General features: G+C 67.0%; 12 protein-coding genes and 1 pseudogene. 9 read left to right on the top strand and 4 right to left on the bottom strand.

What is annotated here, in order from left to right:
• The first annotated feature begins 4 nt into the window (after positions 1-4).
• Positions 5-709 carry an ABC transporter ATP-binding protein gene (locus GPL20_RS33990; protein WP_157336155.1) on the top strand — a complete coding sequence of 235 codons (705 nt, stop codon included), beginning with the start codon at positions 5-7 and terminating at the stop codon, positions 707-709.
• Between the two features lie 131 nt (positions 710-840).
• Here GPL20_RS33990 and GPL20_RS33985 read toward each other — a convergent pair whose 3' ends face one another.
• A complete protein-coding gene (locus tag GPL20_RS33985) occupies positions 841-1,920 on the bottom strand; it encodes an alcohol dehydrogenase catalytic domain-containing protein (RefSeq protein ID WP_157336154.1) in 1,080 nt (359 codons plus the stop codon).
• 106 nt (positions 1,921-2,026) lie between these two features.
• Here GPL20_RS33985 and GPL20_RS33980 point away from each other — a divergent pair, with 106 nt between their 5' ends.
• Positions 2,027-2,815, top strand: coding sequence for a helix-turn-helix transcriptional regulator (locus GPL20_RS33980; RefSeq protein WP_157336152.1), 789 nt, complete (start codon positions 2,027-2,029; stop codon positions 2,813-2,815).
• A gap of 61 nt (positions 2,816-2,876) precedes the next feature.
• Here the strand turns inward: GPL20_RS33980 and arsC are convergent, their stop codons facing one another.
• Genes arsC through GPL20_RS33965 form a run of 3 tightly spaced genes read right to left on the bottom strand, consistent with a single transcriptional unit; the run spans position 2,877 to position 4,394 of the window.
• Positions 2,877-3,278 carry an arsenate reductase (glutaredoxin) gene (gene arsC / locus GPL20_RS33975; protein WP_157336150.1) on the bottom strand — a complete coding sequence of 134 codons (402 nt, stop codon included), beginning with the start codon at positions 3,276-3,278 and terminating at the stop codon, positions 2,877-2,879.
• On the bottom strand, positions 3,275-3,976 hold the full coding sequence (locus GPL20_RS33970; RefSeq protein ID WP_254126454.1) for an aquaporin: 702 nt from the start codon (positions 3,974-3,976) through the stop codon (positions 3,275-3,277). Before GPL20_RS33970 ends, arsC begins: the two co-directional genes overlap by 4 nt.
• Before the next feature lie 55 nt (positions 3,977-4,031).
• Positions 4,032-4,394: an ArsR/SmtB family transcription factor gene (locus tag GPL20_RS33965; protein ID WP_157336242.1), complete on the bottom strand. Its 363-nt coding sequence runs from the start codon at positions 4,392-4,394 to the stop codon at positions 4,032-4,034.
• 132 nt (positions 4,395-4,526) lie between these two features.
• Between GPL20_RS33965 and GPL20_RS33960 the strand changes: the two genes are divergently transcribed.
• The 7 genes and pseudogenes from GPL20_RS33960 to GPL20_RS33930 all read left to right on the top strand — a co-directional run bounded on the left by GPL20_RS33960 (position 4,527) and on the right by GPL20_RS33930 (position 16,033).
• The gene (locus GPL20_RS33960) at positions 4,527-4,844 is read left to right on the top strand and encodes an ArsR/SmtB family transcription factor (RefSeq protein WP_157336230.1); all 318 of its coding nucleotides are present in this window, start codon (positions 4,527-4,529) and stop codon (positions 4,842-4,844) included.
• Positions 4,845-4,892: 48 nt separating this feature from the next.
• On the top strand, positions 4,893-6,260 hold the full coding sequence (locus GPL20_RS33955; protein ID WP_157336215.1) for an NAD(P)-binding domain-containing protein: 1,368 nt from the start codon (positions 4,893-4,895) through the stop codon (positions 6,258-6,260).
• Positions 6,257-7,472: pseudogene (locus GPL20_RS33950) on the top strand (MFS transporter). Before GPL20_RS33955 ends, GPL20_RS33950 begins: the two are co-directional and overlap by 4 nt.
• 366 nt (positions 7,473-7,838) lie before the next feature.
• Positions 7,839-8,558, top strand: coding sequence for an outer membrane protein (locus GPL20_RS33945; protein ID WP_157336148.1), 720 nt, complete (start codon positions 7,839-7,841; stop codon positions 8,556-8,558).
• 451 nt (positions 8,559-9,009) lie between these two features.
• Positions 9,010-12,513 carry a DNA polymerase III subunit alpha gene (gene dnaE, locus GPL20_RS33940; RefSeq protein ID WP_157336146.1) on the top strand — a complete coding sequence of 1,168 codons (3,504 nt, stop codon included), beginning with the start codon at positions 9,010-9,012 and terminating at the stop codon, positions 12,511-12,513.
• A 124-nt stretch (positions 12,514-12,637) separates the two neighbouring features.
• Positions 12,638-13,378, top strand: coding sequence for a carbonic anhydrase (locus GPL20_RS33935; RefSeq protein WP_157336144.1), 741 nt, complete (start codon positions 12,638-12,640; stop codon positions 13,376-13,378).
• Positions 13,379-13,510: 132 nt separating this feature from the next.
• The gene (locus GPL20_RS33930) at positions 13,511-16,033 is read left to right on the top strand and encodes a caspase family protein (RefSeq protein WP_157336142.1); all 2,523 of its coding nucleotides are present in this window, start codon (positions 13,511-13,513) and stop codon (positions 16,031-16,033) included.
• Positions 16,034-16,205 lie beyond the last annotated feature (172 nt).

Raw genomic sequence — 16,205 nt, 5'->3', positions numbered from 1 at the left:
GCTGATGGAGCAGCAGCAGGGGGCGGAAGATGTGCCGGTCATTTATCTCCACGAGATAAAGCGGCAGTACTTGCAGGGCGAGGTGCCGCTGACGATCCTCGACGGTGCCAAGCTGGCGCTGTGGCCCGGGCAGTCGGTCGCGCTGGTGGCGCCGTCGGGCTCCGGCAAGTCGACACTGCTGCACATCGCGGGGCTGCTGGAAGCGCCGGATTCCGGCGAGGTCTATGTCTCGGGCGCGCCGACCTCGCAGCTGCCCGACATCGAGCGCACCCAGCTGCGCCGCACCGATATCGGCTTCGTCTACCAGTCGCACCGGCTGCTGCCGGAGTTCTCGGCGCTGGAGAACGTCATGCTGCCGCAGATGATCCGCGGCCTGAAGAAGTCCGAGAGCGTCAAGCGCGCCAAGGAGCTCCTTGGCTATCTCGGCCTCGGCGACCGCATCACCCACCGTCCGGCAGAGCTGTCGGGCGGCGAGCAGCAGCGCGTCGCCATCGCCCGCGCGGTCGCCAATGCGCCGCGCGTGCTGTTTGCGGACGAGCCGACCGGCAATCTCGATCCGCACACGGCGGACCACGTGTTTCAGGCGCTGATGCAGCTCGTCAAGGCGACGCAGGTGTCGATGCTGATCGCGACCCACAACATGGAGCTGGCCGGCCGCATGGACCGGCGCGTGTCGCTGTCGAACGGCCAGGTGGTCGAGCTCGAATAACAAAATATGCGAAAACAACCCCATGCGCAGTAGCCGGCCTTGGCCGGCGACCAGCGGGATGACGCCCTCTAGCCATTTGACATGTCGGGGCCGATCAGCGGCGACGGCGCATCGCGTGACAGGCAGGTCAGTTACGGCCGGATCACCGTCAATTTGAACGGTCCGCCATTGGCCGCGGCGTGCGCGACGGCGTCGTTGGCGTGGTCGAGATCGAAAGCCGTCGTCTCGTACTCCTCCAGCCGCAACAACCCCGCACGTACCAGCGCGATCAGGCGGCTGGCCGCATCCGGCGGGTACATCCAGACGCCGTGAATGGCGATGCAGTTGCGCATGATCCAGGGGTAGGGCAGCTCGAGCCCCGGGCCGCCTGCCATGCCGACGCCGCCCATCAGCACGACGCGGCCGTAAGCGCGCACCGTCATGACCGCGGCGCGCACCACATTCGTGCTGACGGAGGGCGGCATGATGTCGAACACGCAATCGATCGGGCCGGGCGCCGCACGCTTCATCGCCTCGCGGTCGTCGTCTTCGTTTCCGGTGAGCTTGACCGGCTTCACGCGGCTGCCGAAGCGGCGGACGAGGTCGGCGAGAACACGATCGTTGCGGCCGGGCGCCACCACGCAGGCCGCGCCCATCGCGAGCGCGACCGAGACGGCCGCGCTGCCGAAATTGCCGGTGGCGCCGCTCACCAGCACGGTCTCGCCGGGCTGGAGGTTGGCGGCGAGGAAGCCGCCATAGGGCACCAGCAGCGTGCCCAGCGCGCACCATTGCGCGGCTTCCTCCGACGTGATCACGCCGAGGCGCTTCACGTTCTCGGTCGGGACGCGCATCCGCTCGGCAAAGGAGCCGTGGCGAAAATGCCTTTGCAGGAGCATGCCGCCCGTGCCGGCGGCGGTCAGTCCTTGCAGGGCGATGTCGGGCGCAACGGCGTCGTCGCGCGAGCGCACCGTCGGATCGCAGAACACCCAGTCGCCGATCGCGAGCCTGGTTGCGTCCGGGCCGATCGCGCGCACCCGGCCGATGCCGCCGGGTCCCGGGATGATCGGCAGGTCGAGCGCATAGTTGCGCTGTCCGCTGAAGACCTCGTTCATGTAGGACAGCACGCGCGTGGCGACGACGTCGACGATGACCTCGCCGGTGCCGAGCACCGGGTCCGGGGCCTGCTCGATCGCCAGCGGAGCTCCGAAGGATTTGAGTACGGCAGCTTTCATGTGTTCACCTCAAAGTCGGGTGATGCCCATATGCGCCGCCTTGGAAGCGCCAGGAAGGCCTGGTATTATCCTAGTATTGCTCAGACCCTCCATCGCGAGAGACATCATGGCCGACCCGCGCCGCGTCGAATTCGGCGACTTTCTCAGGTCCCGCCGCGAAAAGCTCTCGCCGAAGACGGTCGGGCTTCCGGCAGGCCGCCGGCGCCGTACCGCAGGCCTGCGCCGCGAGGAGGTGGCCCAGCTCGCGGGCATCGGCGTCGACTGGTACATCCGCCTCGAGCAGGGCCGCACCGTCAGCCCATCGGTCACCACCGTCGATGCGCTCGCCCGCGCCCTGCGGCTCAGCAAGGCCGAGCACGCCCATCTGAAGGCCCTGGCGCGCGACGGCGACAAGCGCGCGTTCACGCGCGAGATCGTGCCTCCGCCGATCCTGCGGCTGATCGAGAGCCTGCCGCATCCGGCCTACATCACCGGGCGGCGCTGGGACGTGCTGGCCTGGAATGCCGCCGCGGAGGCCGTCTTTGCGTTCGGGCGACTGCCGGAGGAGGATCGCAACACGATGCTCCTGATGATGACCAACAGGCAGACGCGAAAGGCCTATGGCGCGAACTGGGCGGAGGTGGCCAAGCGCATGGTGGCGATGTTCCGCGCCAGCCACGACGTCTGGGCGGGCGATCCAGCCTTCACGGAATTGCTCACGCGGCTGCGGCAGGGCAGTCCGGAATTCGTCAAATGGTGGGAAGCGCACGAGATCCGCAGCACCGCCTCGGGCCTCAAGACCATGTCTCATCCGACCCTCGGCGTGCTGCATTTCGAGCACACGAGCTTTCAGGCCAATGACGATCCCGCGTTGAAGCTCGTGATCTACACGCCGGTGAGGGGCGGAGGGGCATAACGGTCGAACGTTGCTCGATCAGGCGTCTCAGGAGCCAAATGGGCAGAACGCAACGGCAAGCCTACCGGGCCTCGACCACTTCGCCGTCTTCCTTCACGAACCGACCGACGGGACCATCGAGGAGATCGATGACGGCTTCCGACGGCCGGCACAAGCGCGTGCCCTTTGGTGTCACCACGATCGGTCGGTTGATGAGAATGGGATGCGCCATCATGGCGTCGAGCAGCTGGTCGTCGGTCAGCCCGGGGTCGTCGAGGCCGAGCTCCTTGTATGGGGTTCCCTTCTCGCGCAGCAATGCGCGGACCGGAATGCCCAGCGCCGCGATCAGCTCCTTGAGCCGCTCGCGTGATGGCGGCGTCTTGAGATACTCGATGACATCAGGCTCGACACCGCTCTGCCGGATCATCGCAAGCGTATTCCGCGACGTTCCGCATGCCGGGTTGTGATAGATCGTGACGCTCATCGGGTTGTCTCCGCAATTGGGATCGGGCCGCGCGCCTGCGGGCGTCCGAGCAGCCAGCTCATCAGCAGCATGCCGGCAAGCGCTCCGCAGAGCTCTGCGAGGATGAAACCGGGCAAGTCAACGGGGCGGATGCCTGCGAACGTGTTCGTCAGGGACCTTGCGATCGCCACGGCCGGATTGGCAAAGGAGGTGGAGGCCGTGAACCAGTAGGCCGCCGTAATGTAGAGGCCCACCAGCCAGGGAACAGCCGTCCGTTGAAAGCGGATCCCGGCCAGAATCGTAGCGACCAGTCCGAAGGCCGCGACGGCTTCGGCAAACCATTGTGCGCCTCCGGTCCGAACCTTCATCGAGACATCGAGCAGCGGCAATCCGAACATCAGATGCGCGGCCATCGTTCCGGCGATGCCGCCGGCGATCTGCGCGACCACGTAGAGCGCGGCCTCGTTCACCGGCAGCTCGCGCTTGCCGGTGAAGACCATGGTCACCGCAGGGTTGAAGTGCGCGCCGGAGATCGGCCCGAGCACGGTGATCAGGACGACCAGGATGGCGCCGGTCGGCAAGGTATTGCAGAGCAGTGCCAGGGCGACATCCCTGGTCAGGGTCTCCGCCATGATGCCTGAGCCGACTACGGTGGCGACGAGAATGCCCGTGCCAAGCGCTTCGGCCGCAAGGCGCCGGGACAGATCGAACGTGTCGATCAGCCGGCCTTCGGCGCTGGGTGAGCTGCGCCTTCGGAGCTGCGTGTACGTCCGATCAGACATGGCCTCGCTCCTTTCGTTTTGGAGAGCAGCAGGATTGCAGGCTTTCGACGACCGGCGCGCAGACTTCCGGCCGCCCGCCGCAGCAATCCCGAAGCAGGAAAACCGCGACGTCGCGGAATTCGCCGAGGTTGGCGCGATAGATGATCGAGCGGCTGCGGCGCTCTGAGCTTACGAGGCCCGCGCGGGTCAAGATCGACAGATGTGCCGAGAGCGTGTTCTGGGGAACCTCGAGCTGACGCGCGAGTTCGCCCGCCGCGAGGCCGTCAGGCTCGTACCGCACCAGCGTCCGGAACGCCTCCAGACGGGTGGATTGGGACAGGGCGGCGAGCGCCAGGACGGCTTCTTCTGTTTCCATATATCCAGACTTATGGAAGTATTGCGGCGGCGTCAATCCGCAATGCGGGCGCCTCGTGAATTCGAATCCTTATTTCGAATATTCTGGAAATATGGTTTGACAGGAAGGATGAAGGCGCGCACCGTACCGATCATGAAGATCGATGACGCAACGGCACGTTTGGAAGCTTTGGGGAACCGGACGCGGCTTCAGATTTACCGGGCGCTGGTCCGGGCAGGGCGCCCGGGCATGCCCGTTGGCCGCCTTCAGGTGAAGCTGAAGATCCCGGCGTCAACGCTCTCCCATCACATCAAGACCCTGGTTTCGGTCGGGCTTGTCAGTCAGGTCCGCGAATCCACGACGCTGATCTGCCACGCGAACTACGATGCCATGCAGGGCCTGGTCGATTTTCTGGTGGCCGAATGCTGTGCGGACGAGAGCGAATGCAAGGACGCCGCGACGGCGGCCTGATCGATTTGCCCAATTATTCGATGATTCTAGAAGGATCGGATGAGCCAAATGGACGGTAACAAGACGATCGCCATCATCGGGGCCGGCCCCGTCGGCCTCGCGGCGGCCGCACACGTCCTGGAACGCGGGATGTCGCCGGTCGTGCTGGAGGCGGGCCCCGAAGCGGGGCACGCGGTGCGCCAGTGGCAACAGGTCCAGCTCTTTTCGCCCTGGGAATACAACGTCGACCGCGCAGCTGCGCGCCTGCTCGAGCCGACCGGATGGAATTCGCCCGACCCGCAGTCCTATCCGACCGGTGGCGAACTGATCGACCGATACATCGAGCCGCTTGCGACGCGAACGCCGCTCCGCGAGACGATCCGCACGTCCAGCCGCGTGACGGCGATCAGCCGTGCCGGCCTCGACAAGGCGAGGACGAAAGGGCGGCAACGGGCCCCGTTCGAAATCCGCTATCAGAATGGCAGGGGCCCCGAGGTGCTGCGCGCCGACGCCGTCATCGATGCCTCCGGCACCTGGTTCAGCCCCAATCCCGCCGGCAGCAATGGATTGCCAGCCATAGGCGAAGTAGGGTGCGCCGACCGCGTCGCCTACGGCATGCCGGATGTGAGGGGCGTCGATCGCGCCAGATATGCGGGCAAGACGGTGGCCGTGCTCGGCGCCGGCCACTCCGCGGTGGGCACGCTCATCGATCTCGTGCATCTCTCCGACGAGGTCCCGGGCACGCAGCCCGTGTGGCTCTTGCGCGGTTCCGATCCCGCGAAGGCCTTTGGCGGTGGCCGCAATGACAAGCTTGCCGCACGCGGCGAATTGGGAACCGTCTTCGCCGCACTTCTGGCCGCCGGACGGATACGGATGGAAGCCGAATTCGGCGTTACGCAGCTGTCGGACGCGGACGGTCGTCTGCGCATTGCAGCCGGCGCCTGCTGCGGCGCGCGAAGCGTGACAGCGGACGAATTGATCGTCGCGACCGGTTTCCGCCCGGACCTGTCGTTCCTGTCCGAGCTGCGGCTGCGGCTCGACCCGGCCATTGACGCACCCGTCGCGCTGGCGCCGCTCATCGATCCCAACGAGCATAGTTGCGGGACGGTTCGTCCCCACGGCGCGCGCGAGCTCGCGCATGATGAGCCGGGCTTCTACATCGCGGGCATGAAATCGTACGGCCGTGCGCCGACCTTCCTCATGGTGACCGGCTATGAGCAGGTGCGGTCGATCGCCGCCGACATCGCGGGCGACAAGGAGGCCGCGGCACGAGTCGAACTCGTGCTTCCGGAGACGGGCGTCTGCACCCGCGGAGGCCTGGAGTCGTCGATCGCATCGGGCTGTTGCGGTGGGCCGGCGAAGGAAGAGCCGTCCGCCTGCTGCGCCGCCGACGAGACGGCGCGGAAGGCAGGCGCTTCGGGCTGCGGTTGTTCATGACGCGAACACTTGCGGGACGAGCTGCGGGTCCGCTGGCCGTCATCCTCGCGCTCGGCACCACGCAAACCATCGCATGGGCATCGAGCTATTATCTTCCTGCCATTCTAGCCGCGCCGATTGCGCGCGATCTCGACGTTGCGACGACCTATGTGTTCGCGGCGCTGTCGGGCGCGCTCGTCGTCTCCGGGCTTCTTGGGCCACGCGTCGGTCAGGCCATCGACAAGTTTGGCGGGCGTGGTCTGCTCGCGATCTCTAACGTCGTCTTCGCTGCCGGCCTGCTGACACTGTCCGTTGCGCACGGCGCTGCCGTGCTGATCGCGGCGTGGGTGCTGCTCGGGATCGGCATGGGGATGGGTCTGTATGAAGCGGCCTTTGCGACGCTTGCGCGCATCTACGGCACCGGCGCGCGAAAATCGATCACCGGCATCACATTGATTGCCGGCTTCGCCAGCACGCTCGGCTGGCCGCTCACGAGCTGGCTCGCGTCCGAATATGGCTGGCGTGCGGCCTGCGAGGTCTGGGCGGCGATCCATATCGGCCTGGCGCTGCCGCTAAATCTCTTGCTGCCGCGCGCCGCGCCGATAGAGCAGGGCTCTCACTCGGGTGTAGGGACGAGCCAACGCTCCGGGCGCCAGAGCGAGACCTTCGCGATGGTCGTACTGGCTTACATCTTCTCGGCAGCAAGCTTCGTCAGCTCGGGAATTTCGGCGATTCTGCCAACCATGCTGATCGCTTTCGGCGCAACGCCGACGCAGGCCTTGCTCGCAGGAACGTTGGTCGGACCCGTCCAGGTCGGTGCACGTCTGCTGGAGGCAGGATGGCTCGGCCGGTTCCATCCGCTCCTGTCCGCAAGGCTGGCCATGCTGATGAATCCCATTGGCGTCATCACGCTGGTGGCGGGAGGGGCCTTGTTCTCGCCGGTTTTCGCGATCCTGTACGGAGCGGGCAATGGGATCATCACGATCGCGCGGCACCCTGCCGTTGGCGCTGTTTGGATCCGTCGGATTTGGAAAGCGCGTGGGCATGATTTCGCTTCCGTCCCGCGCAACAGGTGCTGCCGCACCGCTGGCGTTGGGGCTGATGGTGGAACATGTCGGCAGCGGCGCGCTCTGGGTCAGCGCGCTGGCCTCGGTTTCAGCGTTCCTGGCGCTGATGCTTCTTCGCGCAGACCGGACCACATCGGGGCCCGTCCAGATCGACGGGAACTCGTGATCGACGCGCTGGTGATCCAATCGCCGGTCAGGCAAACGATGAGCGCGAGTGCAAATGTGGCGAATGCGAGCGCAAATATGGCGACAATGGGGAAGACAATTCCTCCACACATCTCAAGACTTCAATCACGCAATCGTGCACGCGACGTCGGTTCCGCGTGCATGCAACATATGTCCGCAAGTCGACATTGGATTTCAGGAAAACTCTTGTTTCAAAGGGCTTCCAGCGCGCTCTGGTAAACCTTCATTAATGAAGCGCGGGCCTTTGGAGCCGACTGTTGCGTCGAGGTTACAGCAATTCCGTCGATCGCTGCTATGACGGCTAGACGGCCCGGGGGCCTTACGACGAAACTGGAACGGGAATCAAATGAAGAAGAATTTGTTGCTTGCAGCTGTGAGCCTTGTCGCGCTCAGCGCGGCTGCGCCGGCGCTGGCTGCTGACCTCGCCGCGCGGCCCTACACCAAGGCGCCCGCGATGGTCGCCGCGATCTACGACTGGAGCGGCTTCTACATCGGCATCAACGGCGGCGGTGGTTCGTCGCACGCGACCTGGGATTTCGTTGGCGTTGGTCGCGAAGGCTCGCACGATGCGACCGGCGGTACGGTCGGTGGCCAGATCGGCTATCGCTGGCAGTCGGGCCAGTGGGTGTTCGGCGTGGAAGGCCAGGGCAACTGGGCCGACTTCTCCGGCGACAATCTCAGCGCGCTGTTCGCCACTCGCAACCGCACGAAGATGGATGCGTTCGGCCTGATCACCGGCCAGATCGGTTATGCCTGGAACAACGTCCTCGTCTACGTGAAGGGCGGCGCGGCCGTGGTCAGCGACAAGTACGAGATCTATGGCCTCGGCGGCGGGCTGCTCGCGTCGACCAGCGACACCCGTTGGGGTGGCACCGTCGGTGCCGGCCTCGAGTACGGCTTCGCGCCGAACTGGTCGGTTGGCGTCGAGTACAACCACATCTTCCTGGCCGACAAGGATGTCGCTTTTGCTGGTTTCGCCGGCACCGAGCGCATCCGTCAGGACGTCGACATGGGCCTCGTCCGCCTGAACTACAAGTTCGGCGGCCCGATGATCGGCCGTTACTGATACCGATCGCTCTTTGCGACCGGTTATCGAAAGCCCCGGCCTTCGGCCGGGGCTTTTTTATTGCGTGAATTCAGCGAGTTAACCATCGCGTCGCGAGATCGCTGGCCACGCTTGACTCCCGTGAACGAAATGAGAACAATGTTCTTCATACGTTCTAGCGATGGAGCAAGCCATGTTCAGGATTTTCGTGGAAGAAGCCGCCGCACTGGCGTCGATCACGCTGTTCGTCGGGATGATCGCGATCTGGGCGCAAGTGATCCCGCAGCTCTGATTCTGCGGCAACAGGGCAGGCCTGGTTGGGGAAAAGCGGGACGACGCGTCCGATCGGCCGCTCCGGCGTGGACTCCGGCGCAGTGACGCCCCACCATTGTGAGGCGAGTCGGCCGGGCGGGTGGATACCCCAGGAGCGGGCGACCGCTCCATCTCATCTGCAAGAGGCCGTCACGCGATCATGCCGAGCGCCGGATTTGTCCACCTTCACGTTCACTCGGCCTATTCGCTGCTCAAGGGCTCGATCAAGATCGGCAAGCTCGCCGAGCTTGCCAAGAAGGACCATCAGCCGGCTCTGGCGCTGACCGACACCGACAACATGTTCGGTGCGCTCGAGTTCTCCGACAAGATGGCGGGTTCCGGCATCCAGCCGATCGTCGGCTGCGAACTCGCGATCGATTTCGGCGACCAGGATCCCAATGCGCGCAACGCGCTCCTGCCGTCGCGCGTGGTGCTGCTGGCGGCGCAGGAGCGCGGCTATCGCAGCCTAATGCGGCTGAACTCGCGGGCGTTCCTGGAGACGCCCGACACCCACGCCTCCCACATCAAGTTCGACTGGCTCGAAGGCGAGACCGAGGGCCTGATCGCGCTCACCGGCGGCCCGGACGGGCCGATCTCGCTGGCGCTTGCCGCCGGCCATGCCGAGCTTGCGGCCACGCGCTGCGAGCGTCTGGCCAACCTGTTCGGCGACCGCCTCTACATCGAATTGCAGCGCCACAATACCGAGAAGGAGCGGCGCATCGAGAGCGGGCTGATCGATATCGCCTACGCCAAGGGCCTGCCGCTGGTCGCGACCAACGAGCCGTATTTCGCCGCGACCGACGATTACGAGGCGCATGACGCGCTGCTCTGCATCGCCGGCGGGCGGCTGATCGCCGAGACCGATCGCGAGCAGCTCACGCCCGATCACCGCTTCAAGACCCGCGCCGAGATGGCGCTGCTGTTTGCCGACATTCCGGAGGCGCTGGCCTCGACGGTCGAGATCGCCGAGCGCTGCTCGTTCCGCCCGATGACGCGCAAGCCGATCCTGCCGTTCTTCACCGTCGGCGCCGCGGCGAGCTCGGACGCCGCCGCGGTCGAGGCCGCCGAACTGAAGCGGCAGGCGGAGGAGGGGCTCGCCAACCGTCTGCGCGTGCATGGCCTGTCGCAGGGCACGACGGAAGAGGACTACAACAAGCGTCTGGCGTTCGAGCTCGACGTCATCATGCGCATGAAGTACGCGGGCTACTTCCTGATCGTGTCGGACTTCATCAAATGGGCGAAGTCGCAAGGGATTCCGGTCGGGCCGGGCCGCGGCTCCGGCGCAGGCTCGCTGGTCGCCTGGGCGCTGACCATCACCGACCTCGACCCGATCAAGTTCGGCCTGCTGTTCGAGCGCTTCCTCAATCCGGAACGCGTCTCGATGCCGGACTTCGATATCGACTTCTGCCAGGACCGCCGCGGCGAGGTGATCAAGTACGTCCAGGAGCGCTATGGCCGCGACCAGGTGGCGCAGATCATCACCTTCGGTACGCTGCAGGCGCGCGGCGTGCTGCGCGACGTCGGTCGCGTGCTGCAAATGCCCTATGGCCAGGTCGACAAGCTGACCAAGCTGGTGCCGCAGAATCCGGCCGCGCCGGTCACGCTGGCGGCGGCGATCGAGAGCGAGCCGAAACTTCAGGCCTTCCGCGACGAGGATCCGGTGGTGGCGCGCGCCTTCGACATCGCCCAGCGCCTCGAAGGGCTGACGCGGCACGCCTCGACGCACGCGGCCGGCATCGTGATCGGCGATCGCCCCCTGAGCGAACTCGTGCCGATGTATCGCGATCCCAAATCCGACATGCCGGTGACCCAGTTCAACATGAAATGGGTCGAGCCGGCCGGCCTCGTCAAGTTCGACTTCCTCGGCCTCAAGACGCTGACCGTGCTCGACGTCGCGTGCAAACTGCTCAAGCCGCGCGACATCCATGTCGATCTCGCGACACTGCCGATCGACGATGCCGAAAGCTACCAGATGCTGGCGCGCGGCGAGGTGGTCGGCGTGTTCCAGGTTGAAAGCCAGGGCATGCGGCGCGCGCTGGTCGACATGCGCCCCGACCGTTTCGAGGACATCATCGCGCTGGTCGCGCTCTACCGTCCGGGCCCGATGGCGAACATCCCGACCTATTGCGCCCGCAAGCACGGCGACGAGGAGCCGGAATATCTGCATCCGGTGCTGGAGCCGATCCTCAAGGAGACCTTCGGCGTCATCATCTACCAGGAACAGGTGATGCAGATCGCGCAGGTGATGTCGGGCTATTCGCTCGGCGACGCCGACCTCCTGCGCCGCGCCATGGGCAAGAAGATCCGCGCCGAGATGGACAAGCAGCGCGACATCTTCGTCGCGGGCGCGGTGAAGAACGGCGTGCCGAAGGGGCAGGCCGAGACCATCTTCGAACTGCTGGCGAAGTTCGCCGACTACGGCTTCAACAAGAGCCACGCGGCGGCCTATGCGCTGGTGTCCTACCACACCGCCTACATGAAGGCGCATTATCCGGTCGAGTTCATCGCGGCGTCGATGACGCTCGATCTGAACAATACCGACAAGCTCTCCGAATTCCGCTCCGAGGCGCAGCGTCTCGGCATCAAGGTCGAGCCGCCGAACATCAACCGGTCCGGAGCGACCTTCGAGGTCGGCGAGAAGACGATCTACTACGCGCTCGCGGCGCTGAAGGGCGTCGGCATCCAGGCGATCGACCAGATCATCGCAGAGCGGACCAAGAACGGCCTGTTCACCTCGCTCGCCGACTTCGCCGCGCGGGTGTCGCCGCGCGCGATCAACAAGCGCATCATCGAAAGCCTCGCCGCCGCGGGTGCCTTCGACACGCTGGAGCCGAACCGGGCCCGCGTCTTCGCCGGCGCCGACTCGATCCTCGCCGCCTGCCAGCGCGCGCACGAAGCCGCAACCATCGGCCAGAACGACATGTTCGGCTCATCGGCCGACGCACCGACGATCATGCTGCCGCAGGTCGAGCCGTGGCTGCCGGCTGAGCGGCTGCGCCGCGAATACGACGCGATCGGCTTCTTCCTGTCGGGCCATCCGCTCGACGATTACGCCACCGTGCTGAAGCGGCTGCGGGTGCAGTCCTGGGCCGAGTTCTCGCGCGCGGTGAAGACCGGCGCCACCGCCGGCAAGGTCGCGGCGACCGTGGTCTCGCGCATGGAGCGGCGCACCAAGACCGGCAACAAGATGGGCATCATGGGGCTTTCCGATCCCACGGGCCACTTCGAGGCGGTGCTGTTCTCCGAGGGCCTTGCGCAGTATCGCGACGTGCTGGAGCCGGGTGCGGCCGTGCTGCTCCAGCTCGGCGCCGAGCTGCAGGGCGAGGACGTCCGCGCCCGCGTGCTGCATGCCGAGCCGCTGGATGACGCCGCCGCCAAGACGCAGAAGGGCCTGCGCATCTTCCTGCGCGACACCAAGCCGCTCGAGTCGATCGCCAAGCGCCTTGCCGGACCAGAGATGGCATCCGCGAACGGCGCTGCGCCAAAGATCGGCAGTCCCGCCACCGCGCCGCGCTCCAACGGCGACGGCGAGGTCTCGCTGGTTATGATGCTCGACCTCGAGACCGAGGTCGAGATGAAGCTGCCCGGCCGCTTCAAGGTCTCGCCGCAGATCGCCGGCGCCATCAAGGCGGTCGCCGGCGTCGTGGATGTGCAGCAGCTCTGATCGAGCGCCGCGAACACGGCGAGGTCCGGCCTGGGCGTCCGGCGCTGCAGATGTTGTGGTTTCGCCATCTCATCGCGGCTATGATCGCGGCGATACTGTCGGTCCGTGGCGCCGGGAGGAACAGATGTGCGACAAATGCTCTCAATCTCTACAGCATGAGATCGTGCCGTCACGGCGTACCGCCATGCTGTTCGCCGCTTCCGCCGTAGGCTTGGCCCTCGGCGGCGCGGCCTTCGCCAAGGAAACCAAGGCACCGCCAAAACCGCAGAACGTGCTGTCGCCTGATGCTGCATTGAAGCGGTTGATGGACGGTAATGCGCGCTACGTCGACGGCGTGGCGCGGCGCCACGATTTCAAGCACGAGCGTGAAGCCCTCGTCGGCGGACAGAACCCGTTCGCGGCCGTGCTGAGCTGCGCCGATTCGCGCATCGCGCCGGAATATGCCTTCGACGCCGGCCGGGGTGATCTGTTCGTCTGCCGCGTCGCCGGAAATTTCGCCGGCATCGAGACCATTGCCAGCATGGAATATGCAGTTGCCGTGCTCGGCGCGCCGCTGATCCTCGTGCTCGGCCATGATGCCTGCGGCGCAGTCGATGCGACGCTGAAGGCGATCAAGGACGACAAGCCGCCGCCGGGACACATCCCTTCGCTGGTCGATGCGATCGCGCCTGCCGCAAAGGCTGCGATGCAGCAAGGCGGGGATGTGCTCAGCAAGGCCATCCGGCAGAACGTGATCGACAACGTCGCGAAGCTAAAGTCGGCGGCGCCAATCCTCAATGCGGCGGTAGAGCAGGGCAAGCTGAAGGTCGTCGGCGGCATCTACCGGCTCACGACGGGAACGGTCGACCTGATCGCGCAGGGCTGACGCGGAGCTGACGTCGGCAGCGACCCGGCCATGCCACCGCCTCAATCCCAGCCTTTCGTTCAAGCGCCGTTCAGCTGGCCGCGCGTCTGATGCGCGGCAGCAAGCTCAACAACAATAACGGGCAAGCAAGCCATGCGTGGGACGTTCAGAGTCTTCATCTGCCTTCTGCCGATCCTCGTCCTTGCCGCGGGGCCAAACCCGGCCCGCGCCCAGCAGCAAGAGAAGCGCATCGCGCTCGTGGTCGGCAACGGCGCCTATGCCAAGTCGCCGCTGGCGACGACCGCGAACGATGCCGGCCTGATCGCGCAGACGCTCCAGGCGGCGGGCTTCGACGTCGTCGGCGCGCGCGATCTCGACGGCGACACGCTGCGCAAGAGCTTTCGCGATTTCATCCAGAAGGCGCAGGCCTCCGGGCCCGGCACCGTGGCGATGATCTATCTCGGCGGCTACGGCATCCAGCTTGCCGGCGAGAACTATTTCATTCCGGTCGATTCCAACATCACCCGCGACACCGACGTCCCGACCGAGGCCTTGCGCATCAGCGACTATATTCGCCAGCTCGCCGCCATCCCGCTGAAGGCGAATATCGTCGTGCTCGATGCAGCCCGCGCGCAGCCCTTCATCGAGGGCGGCCAGCCGATCGCGAGCGGGCTCGCGCTGGTCGAGCCCGAGGCGAACATGCTGATCGCCTTCAACGCGGCGCCCGGCACCGTCGCGCCGGAAGAGCCGGGCCCCTACGGCATCTATGCGCAGTCGCTCGCCGAGATGATCCGCACCGGCGGCCTGCCGCTGCCCGAGGTGTTCGACCGCGTCCGCCTGCGCGTCAACGAGGCCAGCAAGGGCGCGCAGGTGCCCTGGAACGAGCAGAAGATATCGGCCCAGTTCTCGTTCTTCGAGCGCGGGCCCGACGCGCCGCCGCCGGAAGCCGCCCCCGATCAGGTCGCCGCGATCCGCAACAAGCCGATCCGCGATCTCGGCGTGCAGGATGCCTATGCCGCCGCGCTCGAACGCGACACGCTGCCGGCCTATGAGGAATTTCTCGCGGCCTATCCCGGCGATCCGCTTGCCAAGCGCGTGATGGCGATCGTCGCGGCGCGGCGCGAGGCGATCACCTGGCGGCGGACCTACCGGACCGACACGCCCGAAGCGTATTGGTCGTACCTGCGCCGCTATCCGCGCGGCCCGCATGCGGCCGATGCGCGCCGGCGCCTCGCAATCCTCACCGCGCCGGCCGAGCCGCCGCCGACCTTTGCGATGATCGATTACGACGTGCCGCCGCCGCCTCCGGAGGAGGTGGTCTATGTCGACCGTCCGGTGCTGTATTTCAGCGATCCTGATTTCGGCTTCGCGCCGCCACCGCCGCCGCCGGTGTATTATCTGCCGCCGCCGCCGCCGGATTTCGTCGTGCTGCCGCCGCCGCTGCCGGTGGTCGGCCTGTTCGTGCTGCCGCAGCCGGTGTTCGTGCCGATCCCGGTCTATTGCCGGCCGCCGCTCTATGTCGCACCGCCGCCCAACAACATCATTTACCAGAACATCCACAACACCACGGTCATCAACACGGTGATCAACCGCCCGCCAGCGCCCCCGCCGGCGGGGGTGGGAGCAGGGGCTGTCGGACCGGGTAATCTGGCGCCGGCGGTAGCCGGCCGTGCCAACCCGGTGGCGCCGGCCGTGCCGCAGGCGGTGATGCAGCGCGCCGCCCTGATCCAGCAAGGCAAGGCGCCGATGCCGCCGAGCGCGACGGTCCAGCCGACAGCAAGGCCGGGGGCGCCTCCGGTCGCGCCGGCGAATGTCGCGCCGACCGCAGCGCCATCCGCTGCGCCACAGGCCAGGCTGCCCGAGGCCAACACGCTGCCGGTCCCCGGCGCCCGTGGCGGTCCGCCGACGCCGCCGGCGGGGGCAGGGCCTCTGCCGGGCGGCAGGCCCGCGCCGGCCGCAACCGCACCCGGCGCGACACCGCCGATTCATCCGGGGGCACCGACGACTGCGGCGCCCGGCACGACGCTGCCGGCGCGTCCGGGGGCACCAACGGCCGCCGCTCCGGTGACCGCTGCGCCCACCGCGACAAACCCGGCCGCTGCGCCCGGCCAGCCGCCCAAGCCACCGGTGGCCCAGACACCACCCGGGACCGGACCCGCCGATCGCGCCAAATCCGCAACCCGCGAGCCGGCTGGTTCGACGCCGCCGCGGGCTGGCGCGCCCGGCACGCCTGCGGGGGCCGCCGGAAGACCCATCGTGCCGCCGCCGTCGGCTGCACGCGAGCCGATCAGACCGCAGCATCTGCCGCCGGCCCCGCCGCAGGCGGCAAGACCGGCCGCACCGCCACCGCACCCTCAGGCCGTGGCGCGGCCCACACCGCCGCCTCCGCCGCGGGTCTCGGCGCCGCCGCCAAGGGTGGCTGCTCCTCCACCGCCACGACCGGCCCCACCGGTTGCAGTCGCGCGGCCGGCGCCTCCGCCCATGGCCCGGCCGGCACCGCCGCCGATGGCTCGGCCCGCGCCGCCGCCTCCGCCGCCGGTCGCCCGGCCGGCACCGGCACCGCCGCCCCGGATGGCGGTCGCGCCACCACCTCCGCCGCGTCCGGCGGCACCTCCGCCGCACCACCCGGCTGCGCCAGCGCCCAAGAAGTGTCCGCCCAACCAGCCCAAATGCTAGCCAAGTGCCAGGAAGTGCCAGGGGGGAGCGTGGTCTTTACGGAAGGGGCCTCTCGCGGGCGAAAACCGCCCCCGAAAGGCCCTTATTTCCTTGCTTCTGGCCGAAATGGCGCTATATAGCGCGCCATCTCACACGGAAACATGGCTCACAAGGCCGTCCGGTGGCAGCCGGG

This window comes from Bradyrhizobium cajani (assembly GCF_009759665.1).
GTDB classification, from domain to species: domain Bacteria; phylum Pseudomonadota; class Alphaproteobacteria; order Rhizobiales; family Xanthobacteraceae; genus Bradyrhizobium; species Bradyrhizobium cajani.
Note: the sequence above shows the minus strand (reverse complement) of the source record. Positions and strands in the feature narration are given on the sequence as shown.